Annotated in this window: 17 protein-coding genes; 4 read left to right on the top strand and 13 right to left on the bottom strand. The window is 71.3% G+C overall.

Going from position 1 to position 17953, the window contains the following annotated elements; all coding sequences use genetic code 11:
* The first annotated feature begins 72 nt into the window (after window positions 1-72).
* On the top strand, window positions 73-945 hold the full coding sequence (locus tag ACZ4V1_RS04115; protein ID WP_468329032.1) for an alpha/beta fold hydrolase: 873 nt from the start codon (window positions 73-75) through the stop codon (window positions 943-945).
* Window positions 946-1082: 137 nt separating this feature from the next.
* On the opposite strand, the gene ACZ4V1_RS04110 is transcribed toward ACZ4V1_RS04115, so the two are convergent.
* The 5 genes from ACZ4V1_RS04110 to ACZ4V1_RS04090 all read right to left on the bottom strand — a co-directional run bounded on the left by ACZ4V1_RS04110 (window position 1083) and on the right by ACZ4V1_RS04090 (window position 6879).
* Complete coding sequence (locus tag ACZ4V1_RS04110) at window positions 1083-2780, bottom strand: bifunctional uroporphyrinogen-III C-methyltransferase/uroporphyrinogen-III synthase (protein WP_468329029.1); 1698 nt, start codon at window positions 2778-2780, stop codon at window positions 1083-1085.
* On the bottom strand, window positions 2777-3772 hold the full coding sequence (gene hemC, locus ACZ4V1_RS04105) for a hydroxymethylbilane synthase (protein ID WP_468329026.1): 996 nt from the start codon (window positions 3770-3772) through the stop codon (window positions 2777-2779). The genes ACZ4V1_RS04110 and hemC overlap by 4 nt, the downstream gene beginning before the upstream one ends.
* Window positions 3769-5496, bottom strand: coding sequence for a glutamyl-tRNA reductase (locus ACZ4V1_RS04100; RefSeq protein WP_468329023.1), 1728 nt, complete (start codon window positions 5494-5496; stop codon window positions 3769-3771). Before ACZ4V1_RS04100 ends, hemC begins: the two co-directional genes overlap by 4 nt.
* A complete protein-coding gene (locus ACZ4V1_RS04095; protein ID WP_468329020.1) occupies window positions 5493-6272 on the bottom strand; it encodes a redox-sensing transcriptional repressor Rex in 780 nt (259 codons plus the stop codon). Before ACZ4V1_RS04095 ends, ACZ4V1_RS04100 begins: the two co-directional genes overlap by 4 nt.
* Window positions 6273-6546: 274 nt before the next feature.
* On the bottom strand, window positions 6547-6879 hold the full coding sequence (locus ACZ4V1_RS04090) for a glutaredoxin family protein (protein ID WP_468329017.1): 333 nt from the start codon (window positions 6877-6879) through the stop codon (window positions 6547-6549).
* A gap of 186 nt (window positions 6880-7065) precedes the next feature.
* Here ACZ4V1_RS04090 and ACZ4V1_RS04085 point away from each other — a divergent pair, with 186 nt between their 5' ends.
* The 3 genes from ACZ4V1_RS04085 (at window position 7066) to ACZ4V1_RS04075 (ending at window position 10653) form a co-directional block, all read left to right on the top strand.
* Complete coding sequence (locus tag ACZ4V1_RS04085) at window positions 7066-7995, top strand: HAD family hydrolase (RefSeq protein ID WP_468329014.1); 930 nt, start codon at window positions 7066-7068, stop codon at window positions 7993-7995.
* A gap of 333 nt (window positions 7996-8328) precedes the next feature.
* Window positions 8329-9123 (top strand): ECF subfamily RNA polymerase sigma factor, BldN family, encoded by a 795-nt coding sequence (locus ACZ4V1_RS04080; protein WP_468329011.1) that lies wholly within the window; start codon window positions 8329-8331, stop codon window positions 9121-9123.
* 288 nt (window positions 9124-9411) lie between these two features.
* Window positions 9412-10653 carry a DUF5667 domain-containing protein gene (locus ACZ4V1_RS04075; protein WP_468329009.1) on the top strand — a complete coding sequence of 414 codons (1242 nt, stop codon included), beginning with the start codon at window positions 9412-9414 and terminating at the stop codon, window positions 10651-10653.
* Window positions 10654-10714: 61 nt separating this feature from the next.
* Here ACZ4V1_RS04075 and ACZ4V1_RS04070 read toward each other — a convergent pair whose 3' ends face one another.
* From ACZ4V1_RS04070 to ACZ4V1_RS04035, 8 genes are all read right to left on the bottom strand, one after another.
* Window positions 10715-11788 (bottom strand): lysophospholipid acyltransferase family protein, encoded by a 1074-nt coding sequence (locus ACZ4V1_RS04070; protein WP_468329007.1) that lies wholly within the window; start codon window positions 11786-11788, stop codon window positions 10715-10717.
* 14 nt (window positions 11789-11802) lie between these two features.
* The gene (locus ACZ4V1_RS04065) at window positions 11803-12864 is read right to left on the bottom strand and encodes an NAD-dependent epimerase/dehydratase family protein (protein ID WP_468329004.1); all 1062 of its coding nucleotides are present in this window, start codon (window positions 12862-12864) and stop codon (window positions 11803-11805) included.
* A gap of 212 nt (window positions 12865-13076) precedes the next feature.
* Window positions 13077-13175 (bottom strand): 30S ribosomal protein bS22, encoded by a 99-nt coding sequence (locus tag ACZ4V1_RS04060; protein WP_003948845.1) that lies wholly within the window; start codon window positions 13173-13175, stop codon window positions 13077-13079.
* Between the two features lie 108 nt (window positions 13176-13283).
* Window positions 13284-13496, bottom strand: coding sequence for a helix-turn-helix domain-containing protein (locus ACZ4V1_RS04055; RefSeq protein WP_004984898.1), 213 nt, complete (start codon window positions 13494-13496; stop codon window positions 13284-13286).
* A gap of 129 nt (window positions 13497-13625) precedes the next feature.
* Window positions 13626-14441 carry a phosphatase gene (locus ACZ4V1_RS04050; RefSeq protein WP_468330876.1) on the bottom strand — a complete coding sequence of 272 codons (816 nt, stop codon included), beginning with the start codon at window positions 14439-14441 and terminating at the stop codon, window positions 13626-13628.
* Between the two features lie 312 nt (window positions 14442-14753).
* Entirely contained in the window at window positions 14754-15926 is a 1173-nt protein-coding gene (locus tag ACZ4V1_RS04045; RefSeq protein ID WP_468329001.1) for an acetoin utilization protein AcuC, read from the bottom strand.
* Window positions 15877-17130 carry an MFS transporter gene (locus tag ACZ4V1_RS04040; protein WP_468328998.1) on the bottom strand — a complete coding sequence of 418 codons (1254 nt, stop codon included), beginning with the start codon at window positions 17128-17130 and terminating at the stop codon, window positions 15877-15879. Before ACZ4V1_RS04040 ends, ACZ4V1_RS04045 begins: the two co-directional genes overlap by 50 nt.
* A gap of 69 nt (window positions 17131-17199) precedes the next feature.
* Entirely contained in the window at window positions 17200-17847 is a 648-nt protein-coding gene (locus ACZ4V1_RS04035; protein ID WP_468328994.1) for an HAD family hydrolase, read from the bottom strand.
* Between the last annotated feature and the right edge of the window lie 106 nt (window positions 17848-17953).

Below are 17953 nucleotides of genomic sequence, written 5' to 3'. Positions count from 1 at the left end.
CCATCGTTCTCCTACTCTACAGCCAGACGCCGGGAGAACGCTCGTTCTCCCCCTCACGGTACGGAGAACGCCATGTCCGCCTTCGCCACGCGCGCCCGCACCACCACCGTCGACGGCCTCGAGGTCTTCTACCGGGAGGCCGGCGACCCGGCCAACCCCACCCTCGTCCTGCTGCACGGCTTCCCGTCCAGCTCGCACATGTACCGCGGGCTGATCGCCGACCTCGCCGACGCGTACCACCTGATCGCACCCGACCACATCGGCTTCGGCTCCTCGGCCGCCCCCTCCGTCGAGGACTTCACCTACAGCTTCGAGAGGCTCACCGAGATCACTCTCGGCCTCATCGACCAACTGGGCATCGACCGCTTCGCCCTCTACATCCAGGACTACGGCGCCCCCGTCGGCCTCCGCATCGCCTCCCGCCGGCCCGAGCGGATCACCGCGATCGTCACCCAGAGCGGCAACGCCTACCTGGAGGGCTTCACCCCGTTCTGGGACGTCCTGTTCGCCCACGCCAAGGACCGGGAGGCCAACGAGGCCGCCGTCCGGGAACTCCTCACCGCCGAGGCCACCCGCTGGCAGTACACCCACGGCGTCCCCGCCGACCGGCTCGACCGAATCGGCCCCGAGACCTGGACCCTCGACCAGGCCGGCCTCGACCGGCCCGGCAACAAGGAGATCCAGCTCCAGCTCTTCTGGGACTACCAGTTCAACCTGGACGGCTACCCGGTCTTCCAGGAGTACTTCCGCACCCACCGGCCCCCGCTGCTCGCCGCCTGGGGACGAGGAGACGAGATCTTCGGTCCCGCGGGCGCCGAAGCCTTCGCCCGGGACCTGCCGGACGCCGAGATCCACCTCCTGGACGCCGGGCACTTCGCCCTCGAGACGCACGGCCCGGAGATCGCCGCGCTGGTCAGGGACTTCCTCGGCCGCCACGTGAAGTGAGCCGACCGAAGTGAGCCGACCGAAGTAAGCCGGACCGAAGTGAGCCGGACCGTCGGGCCCGCGCCGACGGCCGGGGTGCCGCCGCCTCGCGGGACAGAGCGAAGCGGGGCGCCCCGCCAGGAGCGCCCCGCCTCACCTCACGTCGAAGTCCGCCGCCGCCGCGCCCCCGGCCGCCGCTCGCTCGGCCGCGTCACCGGATCCCCGGCCTCCAAGGCCGACGCGCGGCGCCGCAGGCCGAAGTCGGCCAGGGCCTCCGCCAGCTTCAGCGCCGACGGCTCGGGAGCCATGACGTCCACCCGCAGGCCATGCTCCTCGGCCGTCTTGGCGGTCGCCGGGCCGATACACGCGATCACCGTCACGTTGTGCGGCTTTCCGGCGATGCCGACCAGGTTCCGCACCGTGGACGACGAGGTGAACAGGACCGCGTCGAAGCCGCCGCCCTTGATCGCCTCGCGGGTCGTGGCCGGCGGCGGCGAGGCGCGCACCGTCCGGTAGGCGGTGACGTCGTCGACCTCCCAGCCCAGCTCGATCAGCCCGGCGACCAGGGTCTCGGTCGCGATGTCGGCACGAGGAAGGAAGACCCGGTCGATGGGGTCGAAGACGGGATCGTACGGCGGCCAGTCCTCCAGCAGACCGGCGGCCGACTGCTCGCCGCTCGGCACCAGGTCCGGCTTCACACCGAAGGCGATGAGCGCCCTGGCGGTCTGCTCGCCGACCGCCGCGACCTTGATGCCCGCGAAGGCACGGGCGTCGAGACCGTACTCCTCGAACTTCTCCCGCACCGCCTTCACCGCGTTGACCGAGGTGAAGGCGATCCACTCGTAGCGGCCCGTCACCAGGCCCTTGACCGCCCGCTCCATCTGCTGCGGGGTGCGCGGGGGCTCCACCGCGATGGTCGGCACCTCGCTGGGCACGGCGCCGTAGGAGCGCAACTGGTCGGAGAGCGACGCCGCCTGCTCCTTGGTACGCGGCACGAGCACCTTCCAGCCGAACAGCGGCTTGGACTCGAACCACGAGAGCTGATCGCGCCGGGCGGAGGCGGAGCGCTCGCCGACCACGGCTATCACCGGGCGGCCGCCGTCCGGGGACGGCAGCACCTTCGCCTGCTTCAGCGTCTGCGCGACCGTGCCGAGCGTCGCCGCCCAGGTGCGCTGCCGCGTCGTCGTACCCGCGATCGTCACCGTCATCGGGGTGTCCGGCTTGCGGCCGGCCGACACCAGCTCGCCGGCAGCCGCGGCCACCGAGTCCAGCGTCGTCGACACCACGACCGTGCCGTCGGAGGCGCCCACCTCGGTCCAGCAGCGGTCCGACGCCGTACGGGCGTCCACGAACCGCACGTCGGCACCCTCGGCGTCCCGCAGCGGAACACCGGCGTACGCGGGCACGCCGACGGCGTTCGCGATACCGGGGACGACCTCGAAGGGCACCCCGGCCGCGGCGCACGCCAGCATCTCCTCGGCGGCGTACGCGTCGAGCCCGGGGTCCCCGGTCACCGCACGCACGACCCGCCTGCCGCCCCGCGCGGCCTCCATGACAAGATGTGCGGCATCCCGCACAGCGGGGACGCCCGAGGTCGTTGACGCTCCGTCAACTACCTTCAGTTGGGGCGCGCCTGTGCCCGGATCCGACGGATCGGCATCCGTGTGCACTTCGGACACGCCCTGCCTCGCGTGCGTGCGTACGACGTCGAGCACCTCGTGCTCGGCGACGAGTACGTCCGCGTGCGCCAGCGCCTCCACGGCGCGCAGAGTCAGCAGTCCCGGATCTCCGGGTCCGGCACCGAGGAAGGTGACGTGCCCGTGTTCCGGACCGGCGGGAAAGGTGGTGGGGCTCAATGTGCTCGCTCCCCCATCAGACCGGCCGCGCCCTGGGCGAGCATCTCGGTGGCGAGTTCGCGACCGAGTGCGAGTGCCGCCTCGTGCGTTTCAGGCACGGGACCGGTGGTGGACAGCTGCACCAGCGTCGAGCCGTCGGTCGTGCCGACGACGCCGCGCAGGCGCATTTCCTTGACAATCTGCCTGGCGGCCTGGGAGTCCCCCCGCTCGAGCGGAGCCGAGAGTGGAGGAAGGTCGGCCAGCGCGCCCACAGGGGCGCTGCAGCCGGCCTCCAGGGCGGCGAGCAGTGACCGCTCGGCCGTTACGGCGACCCGCGTGAACGGGTCGTCGAGTTCGGCGAGCGCGGCGATCAGCTCCGTGTCGTCCGCGGTGCACTCGATCGCCAAGGCCCCCTGGCCGGGAGCCGGCAAAACCGTGTCGACCGACAGGAAGTCGGTCACCTCGTCGATGCGGCCCACCCGGTTCAGCCCGGCGGCGGCCAGCACGACCGCGTCCAGCTCGCCGCTGCGGACGTATCCGATGCGCGTGTCGACGTTGCCCCGGATCGGGACCGTCTCGATCTCCATCCCGTGGGTGCGGGCGTACGCGTTGAGCTGCGCCATGCGGCGCGGCGCACCCGTACCTATGCGCGCCCCGCGCGGCAGGTCGGTGAGCTTGCGCGCGTCCCGGGCGACGACCACGTCCCGCGGGTCCTCGCGCTCCGGTACGGCGGCCACCACCAGGCCCTCGTGCTCCGCCGTGGGGAGGTCCTTGAGCGAGTGAACCGCGAAGTCCACCTCACCCCGCAGCAGCGCCTCGCGCAGCGCGGCCACGAACACGCCCGAGCCGCCGATCTGCGCCAGCTGCTCACGCGAGACGTCGCCGTACGTGGTGATCTCGACCAGCTCAACGGGCCGACCGGTCACCTGGCTCACGGCGTCCGCCACCTGCCCGGACTGGGCCATGGCGAGCTTGCTCCGCCTGGTCCCCAGCCTCAGTGCCTTCTCAGTCATGCCGGCCCTCGGTTCTTCTCAGTGCTGTTCTCGGCGCGGGAGACGGAGGCCACCGTCTCGGGGTCGAGGTCGAACAGGGTGCGCAGCGCGTCCGCGTACCCGGCACCGCCGGGCTCGGCGGCGAGCTGCTTGACCCGTACCGTCGGCGCGTGCAGCAGCTTGTCGACCACACGCTTGACGGTCTGGGTGATCTCGGCGCGGTGTTTGCCGTCCAGGCCCGGCAGCCGCCCCTCCAGCCGGGCGATCTCTCCCGCCACGACGTCGGCGGCCATGCTGCGCAGCGCGACGACGGTGGGCGTGATGTGCGCGGCCCGCTGGGCCGCCCCGAACGCGGCGACCTCGTCGGCGACGATCCGGCGGACCATCTCGACGTCGGAAGCCATCGGCGCGTCGGCGGAGGCGTCGGCCAGCGACTCGATGTCCACGACGCGCACCCCGGCCAGCCGGTGCGCGGCGGCGTCGATGTCGCGCGGCATCGCGAGGTCGAGGAGGAAGAGGACCGGCTGCGGGCGCGGCACCCCGGCGACCGGCTCGGGCCGGCGGCGCTCGGGGATGCGGCCGACCCGCGTCGCCGTCGCGGCGAGCGCGGTGATCAGCTCGGCGTCCGCCTCGGCGCCCGTCCGCCCGTTCTCGCGCGACCGGTCCACCGTCGTACCGCTCGCGGCCCAGGCCCCGTGCTGCTCCAGCGTCGCCGCGTCCATGCCGGCCACGGCGGCCTCCCCCATGACGGAGAAGCCGGACGGCACGGAGGACAGGTCCAGCGGGCAGTTCTCGTCGGCGCCGGCGCTCGGCAGTGCCGTTTCGCCACCCTCCCGTACGGGGGTGGGGGCGGCGGTGTCCACGGCGGGACGCCCACCGTCCGGCTCAGCGGCGAACGCACCGGTGCGCCCCTCCACCGCCGCGGCCACGGCGTCGGCCGTGAGGACCAGCCCGGTCGCACCGGTGCAGGAGACGGCCACGTCGGCACGTGTCAGCTCGAGCGGCACCGAGTCCATCGGTACCGCGCGGGCCAGCACGTCCGTGTCGTCGCCCTCGGTCAGGATCCGTGCGAGACGCTCGGCGCGCTCGAAGGTGCGGTTGGCGACGACGATCTCGGCGACACCGGCGCGCGCCAGCGTGGCGGCGGCCAGCGAGGACATCGAACCGGCGCCTATGACCAGGGCCTTCCTGCCCCGCGCCCACTGCTGGACGTCGGCTCCCGCGGACAGCTGCTCCAGGCCGAAGGTGACCAGGGACTGCCCGGCGCGGTCGATGCCGGTCTCGGAGTGGGCCCGCTTGCCGACCCGGAGCGCCTGCTGGAACAGGTCGTTCAGGAGCCGGCCGGCGCTGTGCAGGTCCTGCGCGCGGGCCAGGGAGTCCTTTATCTGGCCGAGGATCTGGCCCTCGCCCACCACCATCGAGTCGAGCCCGCAGGCCACCGAGAACAGATGGTGGACGGCCCGGTCCTCGTAGTGCACATAAAGATAAGGAGTGAGCTCCTCCAGGCCGACCCCGCTGTGCTGGGCGAGGAGCGTGGACAGCTCGGCGACACCGGCGTGGAACTTGTCCACGTCGGCGTACAGCTCGATGCGGTTGCAGGTGGCCAGCACCGCGGCCTCGGTGGCCGGTTCGGTGGCGACCGTGTCCTGGAGCAGCTTGAGCTGCGCGTCCGCGCTCAGCGAGGCCCGCTCCAGGACGCTGACGGGAGCGCTGCGGTGACTCAGCCCGACGACGAGGAGGCTCATGCCGGCATCACGGCGGGCACGTCCCCGTCGGGTCCCTTGTCGGCGGAGTCGGCGGAGCGCTGCTGCTTGCGGGCGGCGACGGGCGGCATGACGCCGGCGTCGCCCGCGGCCTCCTCGCCCGCTTTGCGCTGCTCGTGGAAGGCGAGGATCTGCAGCTCGATGGAGAGGTCGACCTTGCGCACGTCGACGCCCTCGGGGACGTTCAGGACGGTCGGCGCGAAGTTGAGGATGGAGGTGACACCGGCGGCCACGAGCCGGTCGCAGACCTGCTGGGCGGCACCGGCGGGGGTCGCGATCACACCGATCGAGACACCGTCGTCCTGGATGATCTTCTCCAGCTCGTCGGTGTGCTGCACCGGGATGCCGGCGACGGGCTTTCCGGCCATTCCCGGATCGGCGTCGATGAGGGCCGCGACCCGGAAACCGCGGGAGGCGAACCCTCCGTAGTTGGCGAGCGCGGCGCCGAGGTTGCCGATACCGACGATCACTACCGGCCAGTCCTGGGTGAGCCCCAGCTCGCGGGAGATCTGGTAGACGAGATACTCGACGTCGTAGCCGACCCCCCGGGTCCCGTAGGAGCCGAGGTAGGAGAAGTCCTTGCGCAGCTTCGCGGAGTTGACTCCCGCCGCGGCCGCCAGCTCCTCGGAGGAGACCGTGGGCACCGAGCGCTCGGAGAGCGCGGTGAGGGCGCGGAGGTACAGCGGAAGCCGGGCGACGGTGGCCTCGGGAATCCCTCGGCTGCGGGTCGCCGGTCGGTGTGTTCGGCCAGTTGCCACGGTGCTCCTGCGGGTAGAGCGGGGCTGTAGGCGGTCATACGTCCCTACATGACCGCCCCGTCGAATGCAGGCTATGTCTTTGTGAACGCGTGCACAAAGATGGTGTCCGATTTGCCCGGCCAACGTGACCGGGCTCACGCGCGCCCGGCGCACGAAGCGGGAACCGGCGCACGCGTACACGCGTTCCTCTCCCATCGGGGGCAAAGCCGCACACGCTCCTCACGATCAACGCCCCCGAGACCAAGTCACCATCGATCCTAAGCGACCATCCGGACTACTTGGACTGCTCGGTCAGTGCCTTGCGCAGGCGTTCCTCGTTCACACGCCAGAAGGTGTGCTGCCTGCCGTCCACGAGGACGACCGGAATCTGTTCCCAGTACTCGTCGTGGAGTTGGCGGTCCCGGGTGATGTCCTTCCCCTCCCAGGGGACACCCAGTTCGGCACACACCTTCTCGACGACGAGCTGTGCGTCATCACACAGATGACAGCCGGGTTTGCGGATGAGGGTGACGAGATGGTTCTCGGAGTGCTCATGAGACTGCGCGGGCTGCGGGGCCCCCGGGGTCTGCGGGGGCTTTCGGCGGAAGAGGGGACTCATGCCGGCCATTCTCGCGCGCGCGGCGGCGCGGGCCGAGCCCTCGGCGACGGCCGGGCCGCCTGCCGGACCGGCCCGCCGACGCGCCCGCGCGGCCGCTCCTTCGGCGAGCCCTTTAACGACACGGTCGCCCAGAGTTCACGGCCCCCGAACCTCTCGACTCCGAACCCTCCGAACAAACTGGCTATGCTCACGGGCATGGCCGCTCTTCGATGGCTCACCCCCCGTAGGCGCTCCGCCACGGCGCGGAGCGTGTTGGCAGGCGAGGCCTCGGCGGAGGCAGCCCGCAAATCCGCACAGTCCGCGGCGGACACGGTCCCCGACACGGGCGCGGAAGCCGAGTTCCCCGTCCACGGCGACGACCGGGCAGCCGCCTTCTTCGACCTGGACAACACAGTCATGCAGGGCGCCGCGATCTTCCACTTCGGCCGGGGCCTGTACAAGCGGAAGTTCTTCGAGACCCGCGACCTGGCCCGGTTCGCCTGGCAGCAGGCGTGGTTCCGGCTGGCCGGGTTCGAGGACCCGGAGCACATGCAGGACGCCCGCGACTCCGCGCTGTCGATCGTCAAGGGCCACCGCGTCTCCGAGCTGAGGTCGATCGGCGAGGAGATCTACGACGAGTACATGGCCGAGCGGATCTGGCCCGGCACCCGCGCCCTGGCCCAGGCCCACCTGGACGCGGGCCAGAAGGTCTGGCTGGTCACGGCGGCCCCGGTGGAGATCGCCCAGGTGATCGCCCGCCGCCTCGGCCTGACCGGCGCGCTGGGCACGGTCGCCGAGTCGATCGGCGGCGTGTACACGGGCAAGCTGGTCGGCGAACCGCTGCACGGCCCGGCGAAGGCCGAGGCGGTACGGGCGCTGGCGGCGGCGGAGGGCCTGGACCTGACCCGCTGCGCCGCCTACAGCGACTCCCACAACGACATCCCGATGCTGACGCTGGTCGGCCACCCGTACGCGATCAACCCGGACTCCAAGCTGCGCAAGCACGCCCGGGAACTGGAGTGGCGCCTGCGCGACTACCGCACCGGCCGCAAGGCGGCCAAGGTCGGCATCCCGGCGGCCGCGGGCGTCGGCGCCGTGGCCGGTGGCACCGCGGCGGCCATCGCCCTGCACCGCCGCCGCCGTTGACCCGCGCCGGCCGTTGAACGCCGGCCGTTGAGCCAATCGGTGTGATGTACCCGCAGGACACCCTCTCCAGTCCCCTTTCCTCACATCGACCACAACACGCTCTGTAGTCACAAGGAACCCGAACCATTCCGGTCATTAACTGATCACTCTGTCGCAACTGATCGAGCGTCAATCGGCCACAGAAGCGACGTAATCGATGATTTGAGCAACTGGGCGTAGCAGGGCCTGCACGAAGCGTTATTCTCCTCAGACGCATTCCGGTACCCCACCTTCGCTACGACGGGTGAATGGTTCCGTACTGCACGTGATGGAAGCTCTGCCTCTGGGAGTCCCGTGTACCCACACGTCGGGGTTGACGCCTCGGGCCTGGCTACGCTGCGCGCAACGGTCAAATCAGCCCAAGACCTGTTGCGCGGCTTCGTCCCCACCGCGTACGCCGTCCCCGCCCTCGCCGCGGCCACCGCCCCCGTGGGCCCGTGCTATGCACTGGCCGACGGAAGCGCCGCCGTCGGCAGACGAGCGCGGTCGTCCTCGTCCGGGGCCGCCGCCACCACCCACCGCCGCCCCGCCGCGGACAGCGACAGCGCCCGCATGATGGACCTGGTCGAGCGCGCCCAGGCCGGCGAGGCCGACGCCTTCGGGCGGCTCTACGACCAGTACAGCGACACCGTGTACCGCTACATCTACTACCGCGTGGGCGGCAAGGCGACCGCCGAGGACCTCACCAGCGAGACCTTTCTGCGGGCCCTGCGGCGCATCGGCACCTTCACCTGGCAGGGCCGCGACTTCGGCGCCTGGCTGGTGACCATCGCCCGCAACCTCGTCGCCGACCACTTCAAGTCCAGCCGCTTCCGGCTGGAGGTCACCACCGGCGAGATGCTCGACGCCAACGAGGTCGAGCGGTCCCCCGAGGACTCCGTCCTCGAATCACTCTCCAACGCCGCCCTGCTGGAGGCCGTACGCCGGCTCAACCCGCAGCAGCAGGAGTGCGTGACCCTGCGCTTCCTCCAGGGCCTCTCGGTCGCCGAGACCGCCCGGGTCATGGGCAAGAACGAGGGCGCCATCAAGACGCTCCAGTACCGGGCCGTACGCACCCTCGCCCGGCTGCTGCCGGACGACGCCCGCTGAGCCTCCGGCGCTCCGGGGCGCCGCGACCACCACGACCCGCCGCAGCCATCCGTCACCGCCACCCTCCGCGTTCGCCAAATCACCAACGGTCAAAGTCCGTTGGGGTCCGCGGTCCGCTCATCCACCGTCCGTAACCCAAGTGCCGCGACGCTCGTTGTGCGGGATGCAGGCTCCCTGTGGTCACTCCCTGGCCGGCTCCGATCACACGATCGGGTGGTTCCGATCAGGGGGTGCAACCCTCAGGACCCCCTGGGGAGTCGACCGTCATGACGAGAGGAGGTGCCGCCAGTGATCGCGAACGTATCGGCACACCGGCGGGCGAACGCCTTCGCCCAGGCTCTGGAGGAGCAGTCCGATCCCGGGGCGGCGGCCGAGCAGTCCGGAGGACCGGCAGCTGCCGGGGCCGCCGCGGAACAGACCGAGCAGGGTCGTCTGTTGACCCTCGCCACCGGCCTGGAGACGCTGCCCCGGCCCGTGCTGGATCCCGAGGTCAAGGTCGTCCAGCGAGCCCAGCTGGTGGCCGCGTTCGAGGCCATGCTCCAGGAGGGCACCGCGGGCGACGGGGCGGCGGACACTTCGGTCCCGGAGCAACGCCGGGCGCGCGGCACCCACCGGGCGGCCCCGCTGAAGAGGTTCCGGCCGCGCTCGAGGCTGGCCAAAGGCCTCACCGCGGGCGGACTGAGCGTGAGCGTGGCCGCGGGAGCCTTCGGCGGAGTCGCCGCAGCGAGTTCGGACGCCCTGCCCGGCGACTCGCTCTACGGCCTCAAACGCGGCATAGAGGACTTCCGCCTCGGCCTCGCCGACGGGGACGACGAGCGCGGCCGGGCCTACCTGGACCTGGCGTCCACCCGACTGAACGAAGCACGCCGGCTGATGGAGCGCGGTCGCAGCGGGCCCCTCGACCACGAGTCCCTCGGCGAGGTCCGCCGTGCCCTGTCCGGCATGCGGCACGACGCGTCCGAGGGCCATCGCCTCCTCAGCGCGGCCTACGCCCGCGACCCCGACTCACTGGCCCCCATGCAGGCCCTCTCCGCCTTCTCCCGTTCCCACCGGGAGGCCTGGGGAGCACTGCGCGAGCGACTGCCCGTGCAGCTCGGGGACGTCAGCGAGCAGGTGTCGTCGGTCTTCGACGCCATAGAGGACGACGTGGCGCCACTGCAGTCCATGCTGCCGCAGCCGCCCGCCCAGGACGACGAGGGAGCCGGCGGCCGGCAGGGCGGCTCCGAGTCGGCGACCACCGACGTCCCCGGCTCCGGCCACTCGTCCGCCCCCAGCCACGGCGACGACGGGACGTCCGAGCGCGGACGCACGGACAGCGGCGGTCCCAGCGAGTCGGCCGACTCCGGCCGCGACGACGACGGCCTGCTCGGCGGCAACACGGGCGGCCTGCTCGACCCGCCGAAGGACACCGGCAGCGCCTCCCCGCCGACGGGCGGAAACACCCCGCCCACCGAGCCGGACGTCACCCTCCCGCCCCTCCTGCCGGGCCTCCTGCCCGGCCTGGGCATCGAGGCGGAGGACGCGGACTGAGTCCGGTGGGGGTGCCCCGCGCCGCACACCAGGGGCGCCCCCACCGCCGTACCACCGCTCCTCAGAAGAACACCGACCGCCGCTGCACCAGCAACTTGTAGAGCGTGTGCTGGATCTGCTCCCGCACCTGGTCGGTCAGGTTGAACATCAGCATCGGATCCTCGGCCGCCTCCGGCGGATAGCCGTCCGTGGGGATCGGCTCCCCGAACTGGATCGTCCACTTCGTCGGCAAGGGAACCGCACCCAGCGGACCCAGCCACGGGAAGGTCGGCGTGAGCGGGAAGTACGGGAACCCGAGCAGCCGCGCCAGCGTCTTGGAGTTGCCGATCATCGGGTAGATCTCCTCCGCGCCGACGATCGAGCACGGGACGATCGGCACCCCCTGCCGCAGCGCGGTCGACACGAAGCCGCCGCGCCCGAAGCGCTGGAGCTTGTACCGCTCGCTGAACGGCTTGCCGACGCCCTTGAAGCCCTCCGGCATCACCCCGACCAGCTCGCCCTGACCGAGCAGCCGTTCGGCATCCTCCGCACAGGCCAGCGTGTGCCCGAGCTTGCGTGCCAGTTCGTTGACCACCGGCAGCACGAACACCAGGTCCGCCGCCAGCAGCCGCAGATGCCGGTCGGCCGGATGGCGGTCGTGGACGGCGACCTGCATCATCAGCCCGTCCAGCGGCAGCGTCCCGGAATGGTTGGCGACGATCAGCGCACCGCCCTCGGCGGGGATGTTCTCCACACCCTTCACCTCGACCCGGAAGTACTTCTCGTACACCGGCCGCAGCAGGGACATGAGCACCTGGTCGGTGAGCTCTTCGTCGTAGCCGAAGTCGTCGACCTCGTAGTCGCCGGTGAGCCGGCGACGCAGGAAGGCCAGCCCGCCCGCGATACGCCGCTCCAGGCCGCCCTCCGCTTCCTCCGGCCCCGGATCGGGCTCCCCCGGCGGCTCCTCCGTCACGGGCATGTCATCCTGCGCGGCACCCCGCACCGGCAGGGGCTCCACGCCGCGCACCGGCGCGGACTCGGCCGTGCCCTTGCGCCGGCTTCCCGTGCCGCGGCGCCGCGCCGGGCGCTGCGCCGCGTTCCCACCGCTCCCCCGCGACCGGTCGTCGTCGAACGGAATGACCTTGGCGTCCGCCATCGTTGATGCGCTCCTCAGTTGGCGCTCTGCGTCGGGAGGTGGCCGCTGCCCCGCAGGGACAGCTCCACGATCCGGTCGACGGCCCCCGCGAGGGCCTCGGGCGGCAGCAGTCCGGCGCCGCGGCCGCGCGCGAAGTCCGCGAACGCCCCGGCCGTCGTGTACTTCGGCCGGAAACCCAGGGTCTCGCGCATCTGCGTGGTGTCCACCGCCCGCCCGTGGGTGAGCAACCGGATCTGCTCGGGCGAGAAGTCCGTCATCCCCAGCGTACGCACGAGCGAGCCCGCCCAGGTGACCGCGGGCAGCAGCAGCGGCACCGTGGGGCGGCCCAGCCGGCGCGAGCACTGGGAGAGCAGGAGAACACCGTCTCCGGCGATGTTGAAGGTGCCGCTGTTCAGCGTGCCCCGCCGCGGTTCGTGCGAGGAGATCCGCAGCACCTCGATCACGTCGTCCTCGTGCACGAACTGCAGCCGCGGGTCGTAGCCGAACACCGTCGGCAGCACCGGCAGCCCGAAGTACGAGGCGAGCGGCGTGTCCGCGGCCGGGCCGAGGATGTTGGCGAACCGCAGCACGGTCACCGCGACATCGGGCCGACGCCGCGCGAACCCGCGCACATACCCCTCCACCTCGACCGCGTCCTTGGCGAAGCCGCCACTCGGCAGCGACTTGGGCGCGGTGGTCTCGGTGCAGACGGCCGGATCGCGGGGCGCGGACCCGTAGACGTTCGTACTGGACTTCACCACGAGCCGCTGCACGGTCGGCGACTTCTGGCAGGCCCCGAGCAGCTGCATCGTGCCGATGACGTTGGTCTCCTTGACCGACGTACGGCTGCCGCTGCCCAGCGGCGTTCCCGTGACATCCAGGTGCACGACCGTGTCGGCGCCCGTCTCCGCCAGCACCCGCCCGATGGCCGACTGCCGGATGTCGGCCTGGACGAAGTCGGCGCCGCCCAGATGGTGCTCCGGCGCGACGGCGTCCACGCCGACGACCCGGTCCACGTCGGGATCACGCTGGATGCGCCGTACGAAACGGCCCCCCAGCTGACGGGCCACTCCGGTCACGAGCACGACCTTGCCCAAGATCAGCGCCTTCCTTCCGCACTACTCCGTAGCCTGCCGCGTTCCCCGTCCGCGGGCCAACTTAGCCGGTCGGTGTCGCGCTGTGATGACCGCCGGATGCAGCAGGTGACGAGAATTCGCGGTCGTGCCGCACGCCCGCGTCGCGGATACGACTGTGGCCCCCCACCGGATGCGGTGGGGGGCCACAGGACACGCTGACGGCGCAGCGTCGCCTACTTCTTGTTGCGACGCTGAACGCGCGTGCGCTTCAGCAGCTTGCGGTGCTTCTTCTTGGCCATCCGCTTGCGCCGCTTCTTGATAACAGAGCCCACGACTACCCTCGCTCACTTCTCATCACTCGGTTGTTGGGCGCCATGGGCCCACACGACCTACGAGGGGCCAGCCTACCCGCCCGAGCGCTGAGCTCGTAATCGAGGTCGTCAGGCCGTTTCCACCCCCACGTAACTCTCGCGGAGGTACTCGTGAACCGCTTGCTCCGGGACGCGGAACGACCGTCCCACCCGGATCGCGGGCAGATGACCGCTGTGCACCAACCGGTACACGGTCATCTTGGACACGCGCATCACCGAGGCGACCTCCGCCACGGTAAGGAACTGAACCTCGTTCAGAGGCCTTTCGCCAGCTGCAGCCATGTCACACCTGAACCTTCCGCACTCGACGGCCACCGGCTTCCCCTTCCGGTGACTCTTCGTCGCTGCGTGCTCACTCCCCAATGTAGGGGCGGGTGATGCGAATGGGGAAGAGGTACACCCATCGCTTCCCTACCGTGACAGACACGCCCGATTGAGTACGTAGCGGGTAAGCGGTCGGTAGTGCTCAGACCGCACAGCGTCATCAAGTGGAACGGCGACGGACACGGCCCCCTCCGACTCACCGACGAAGAGCGCGGGATCGTTCGTATCGGCCGGCCCGATGGCCTCGAACCCCAGCTGACCTGCTCCGCAAGCCCAACCGTGGTCCCCGATCACCAGCTCGGGAAGCGGCCCGCCCGCCTCCGCCGCGGCGGCCAGCGCGGTACGAACCGGGAGCGGCGAATGCGTGTGCGCGCCGGGCTCACCACCGGCGCGCCCGGCGCCGGGCTCCCGCACCAACGCGACTCCCCGGACGTAGTCGAGGTTGTACGTGCGTAGACCGAACCGGGTCGTTATGTCGACACAGCGACCCTGCGCCGGAGTGAGGACAGCACATCCCGCCGCCGACAACGCCTCGGCCAAGGCGGCGTAGAAGCCGAGCAGTCGATGGGGGTGCCCGGTGCCGAGGAGGACCGGCCCGCGACGCTGAGCGACCGCGGCGAGCCGACCGGCGAACGCGTCCAGGGCCGCCAGTGTCCTCTCCGGATCGATCACATCCTGGCCCGAAGTGTCGTACGGATCGGCCGAAACCCCGCACCTCTCCGCCATCAGCCCCAGCAGGTCCCGCTGCCCCCAGTCGCCCGCCGGGTCGATCCCGATCAGCACACGCGGATCCCGCGCGGCGAACAACCGGTAACTCCGCAGACTCGCCTCCCGAGAAGTCGCCACGACCCCGGCAAGACGAACGTCCAGAAGATGAGCCCGAAGAGCTCCGCGGGTCAGCACGAAAACGATGCTGCCGGGTCCGCCCGCCCCCGGCCCGGGGAACGCGTGAATCCACCCACGGTCGGCGTAACGTTCCGGCCCTCCGCCGCGGGCGGTCATGCCTCCCTCAGTTCCTGAACGGCCCGAAAGGTACCCCCGCGGGCTGCACGGGCGGGCGCTGGAGGGACTTCCTCTGGGGGGCGCCCCACAACGCCGGGCTGCGACACCCACCCCCCGGCCGGCTCCGGCCGCCCCGGCAGCTGCGGCTCCGGCTGCGGCTCCGGCTGCGGCAGCGGCAGCCGGAGCCGGAGCCGGAGCCGGTATCAAAGCCCGCTACGCCAACAGCCCCCGCAACGGAAACACCGCCCGCCGAGCCGCCACCACCGCCTGGTCCAGCCGATCTGCGGGGTCGTACCCCGCCTCCCACGAAGCCCACCCCACCGGCCACCGCCCATCGGTCATCCGCATCGGCCCGAGCTGCCGCGTCCGCGCGAACACCTCCTGCCGCCACCCCTCCGGGATCACCGTCTCCGGCTCCACCGGCCGCCCCGCCGCGATCCCCACCAGATGCGTCCACGACCGCGGCACCACATCCACCACGGCGTAACCACCACCCCCCAGCGCCACCCACCGCCCCCGGGCGTACTCGTGCGCCAGCTCATGGCACGCCACCTGCACCGCCCGCTGCGCGTCCAGCGACACCGCCAGGTGCGCCAGCGGGTCCTCGAAGTGCGTATCCGCGCCATGCTGCGTCACCAGCACCTGCGGCCGGAAGTCCGCGATCACCTCCGGCACCACCGCGTGGAACGCCCGCAGCCACCCCGCGTCCCCGGTCCCGGCCGGCAACGCGACATTCACCGCCGAGCCCTCCGCGCAGTCCGCCCCGGTCTCCTCCGGCCACCCGGTCTGCGGGAACAGCGTCCGCGGATGCTCGTGCAGCGAGACCGTCAGAACCCGCGGATCCTCCCAGAACACCGCCTGCACCCCGTCGCCGTGATGCACGTCCACATCCACGTACGCGACCCGCTCGGCCCCCAGCTCCAACAGCCGGGCGATCGCGAGCGCCGCGTCGTTGTACACGCAGAAGCCCGAAGCCGCGCCCGGCATCGCGTGGTGCAGCCCGCCCGCGAAGTTCACCGCGTGCGTCGCGTCCCCGCGCCACACCGCCTCCGCCGCCCCCACCGACTGCCCGGCGATCAGCGCGGACGCCTCGTGCATCCCCGCGAATGCGGGATCGTCGATCGTCCCGAGCCCGTACGACCCGTCCGCCGCCCCGGGATCCACCGACGCCGCCTTCACCGCGTCGATGTAGTCCTCCCGATGGACGAGCCGCAGCGTCGACTCCCCGGCCGGCGGCGCCGCGACGACCTCCACCTCCCGGTCGAGCCCCAGGGCACCGACCAGTCCCCGCGTCAGGGCGAGCCGGACCGGATCCATCGGATGGTCCGGACCGAAGTCATAGCCCGTTACTGCCTCGTCCCACATCAGCTGTGCGCGGCCGCTCATGCCCGTCACCGTATCGGTCCGGTTGAGCCTCGAACGACCGGGCGTACACGACCGTCACCAGCACCAACACCATCGGTACGAGCATGGCTCCGCGATAGCTCCAGGCGTCTCCGAGCGCCCCCACCAACGGCGAACCGATGAGGAAGCCGAGGTAGTTGAAGACATTGAGCCGCGCCACCGCCGCATCGGACGCCCCTGGACGGCCGTCCCGCTCCGCCGCGAGCCGCCCCGCCGCCGCGAACGTCTGCGGTACCAGCACACACAGCCCCAGCCCCAGCAGCATGAACCCGAGCATCCCCATCCAAGCCCCCGGGGCCCCCGCCACCACGGCAAACCCACCAGCGGCGACGACAGCTCCACCACGCACCACCGCCACGGCCCCGAACCGCCGCACCCAGAAGTCCCCGACGGCCCGTCCCACCAGCGTGGTCACCATGTACACGTTGTACGGGACGGTGGCCAGCTGCTCCGAACTCCCCAACACGTCCTGGAGGTACTTGGCACTCCAGTTGGAGACCGTGGAGTCCCCGATGTACGCGACCGTCATCACCAGACACAGCGGCAACAGCACCCTGAACCCGACGCCGGCACGGCCCTCCCCCTCCCCCTTCCGCGGCCCCACGGCCCCGGCCTCGCCACCACCACCCTCTCTGTCGGCGTACCACCGGCTCCCCACCAACGCGGCCGGCAACAGCACGGCCACGACCGGCAGATACGACACCCACAGCGGCAGGTCCCAGTGCGCCCCCACCCAGGCCAGCGAGGCCCCCAGAATCCCGCCAAGGCTGTACGCCGCATGGAATCCCAGCATGATGCTGCGGCCGTACGCCCGCTGCAGGCTCACCCCGAGCATGTTCATCGAGGCGTCCAACGCGCCCACGGCGAGCCCGAAGACACCCAGCGCGACGGCCAGCACCGCCACTCGGTCCCCGGCCCCGACGCCGAGCAGCGCCAACAGCACCACGGGCTGGGACCAGCGCAGCAGCCGGCTCGGCCGCACCCGCCGCACCAGGCGCCCGGTCACCACGCTCCCGGCACCGGCCAGGATCGGCACGGCGGCGAGAAAGGCGGGCAGCAGCGCGTCGGAGACGCCGTACCGGTCCTGGATGGCCGGGATGCGCGTGACGAGCAGAGCGAAGGCCACGCCCTGGGCGAAGAAGCCGAACGCCAACGAGACCCTGCCGCGCCGCAGCACATCAGTCATGGCGGCGAGCGTAGAGCTCTGGCTTACCCGTGGGTAGATCCAGCCAAAGCTGAATTCCGCTCAGTTTCGTCAGCGCGCCAGCAGGTCGGCCAACTCCCCCATGTCCCCGAAGAGGCGGGTGGCCTCCGTGAGCTTGGCGGCGGGTGTCATCGCGGTGAACCCGTACACCTTCATCCCGGCCGCGACAGCCGCCCGCACCCCGAGCGGGCTGTCCTCGATCACGACGCACCGCTCCGGCGCGACGCCCATCCGTTCGGCGGCGTGCAGGAAGAGATCCGGCGCCGGCTTGCCCCGCCCCACGTCCTGGGAGCTGAAGATCCGTGCGTCGTCGAACCACCGGTCCAGCCCGGTCTTCCGGTGCCCCACCCGAATCCGCTCATGGCTCCCCGAAGAGGCCACGCAGTACGCCACCTCGTCCGCCGCCAGCTTCTCGAGCACACCGACGGCCCCTGGCACGGGCTCCAGGTCCCGTTCGAAGGCGGCGAACACCCGCCCGTGGAACACGTCGTCGAAGTCCACAGGCAGCCGTCGGCCCGTCCGCTCCAGGATGAGGTCATGAACCCGGTGCATCGCCGCACCCATGTAGTCCCTCAAGGAGTCGTCGTACGACGTCGGATGCCCCAGCTCGGTCAGATAGCCGGCCAGCAGCCGGTTGGAGATCGGCTCGCTGTCGACGAGGACGCCGTCGTTGTCGAAGATAACCAGGTCGTAGTGCATACAAAGACAGTAAACGCAGAAAACCCCGCACCGTTCCCGGTGCGGGGTTTCCTCGCAATGATTGTTCGGCGGCGTCCTACTCTCCCACAGGGTCCCCCCTGCAGTA

It is taken from the genome of Streptomyces sp. NPDC028991 (genome assembly GCF_055564775.1).
The sequence above is the reverse complement of the archived record's forward strand: the minus strand, read 5'-3'. Positions and strand labels throughout refer to the sequence as shown.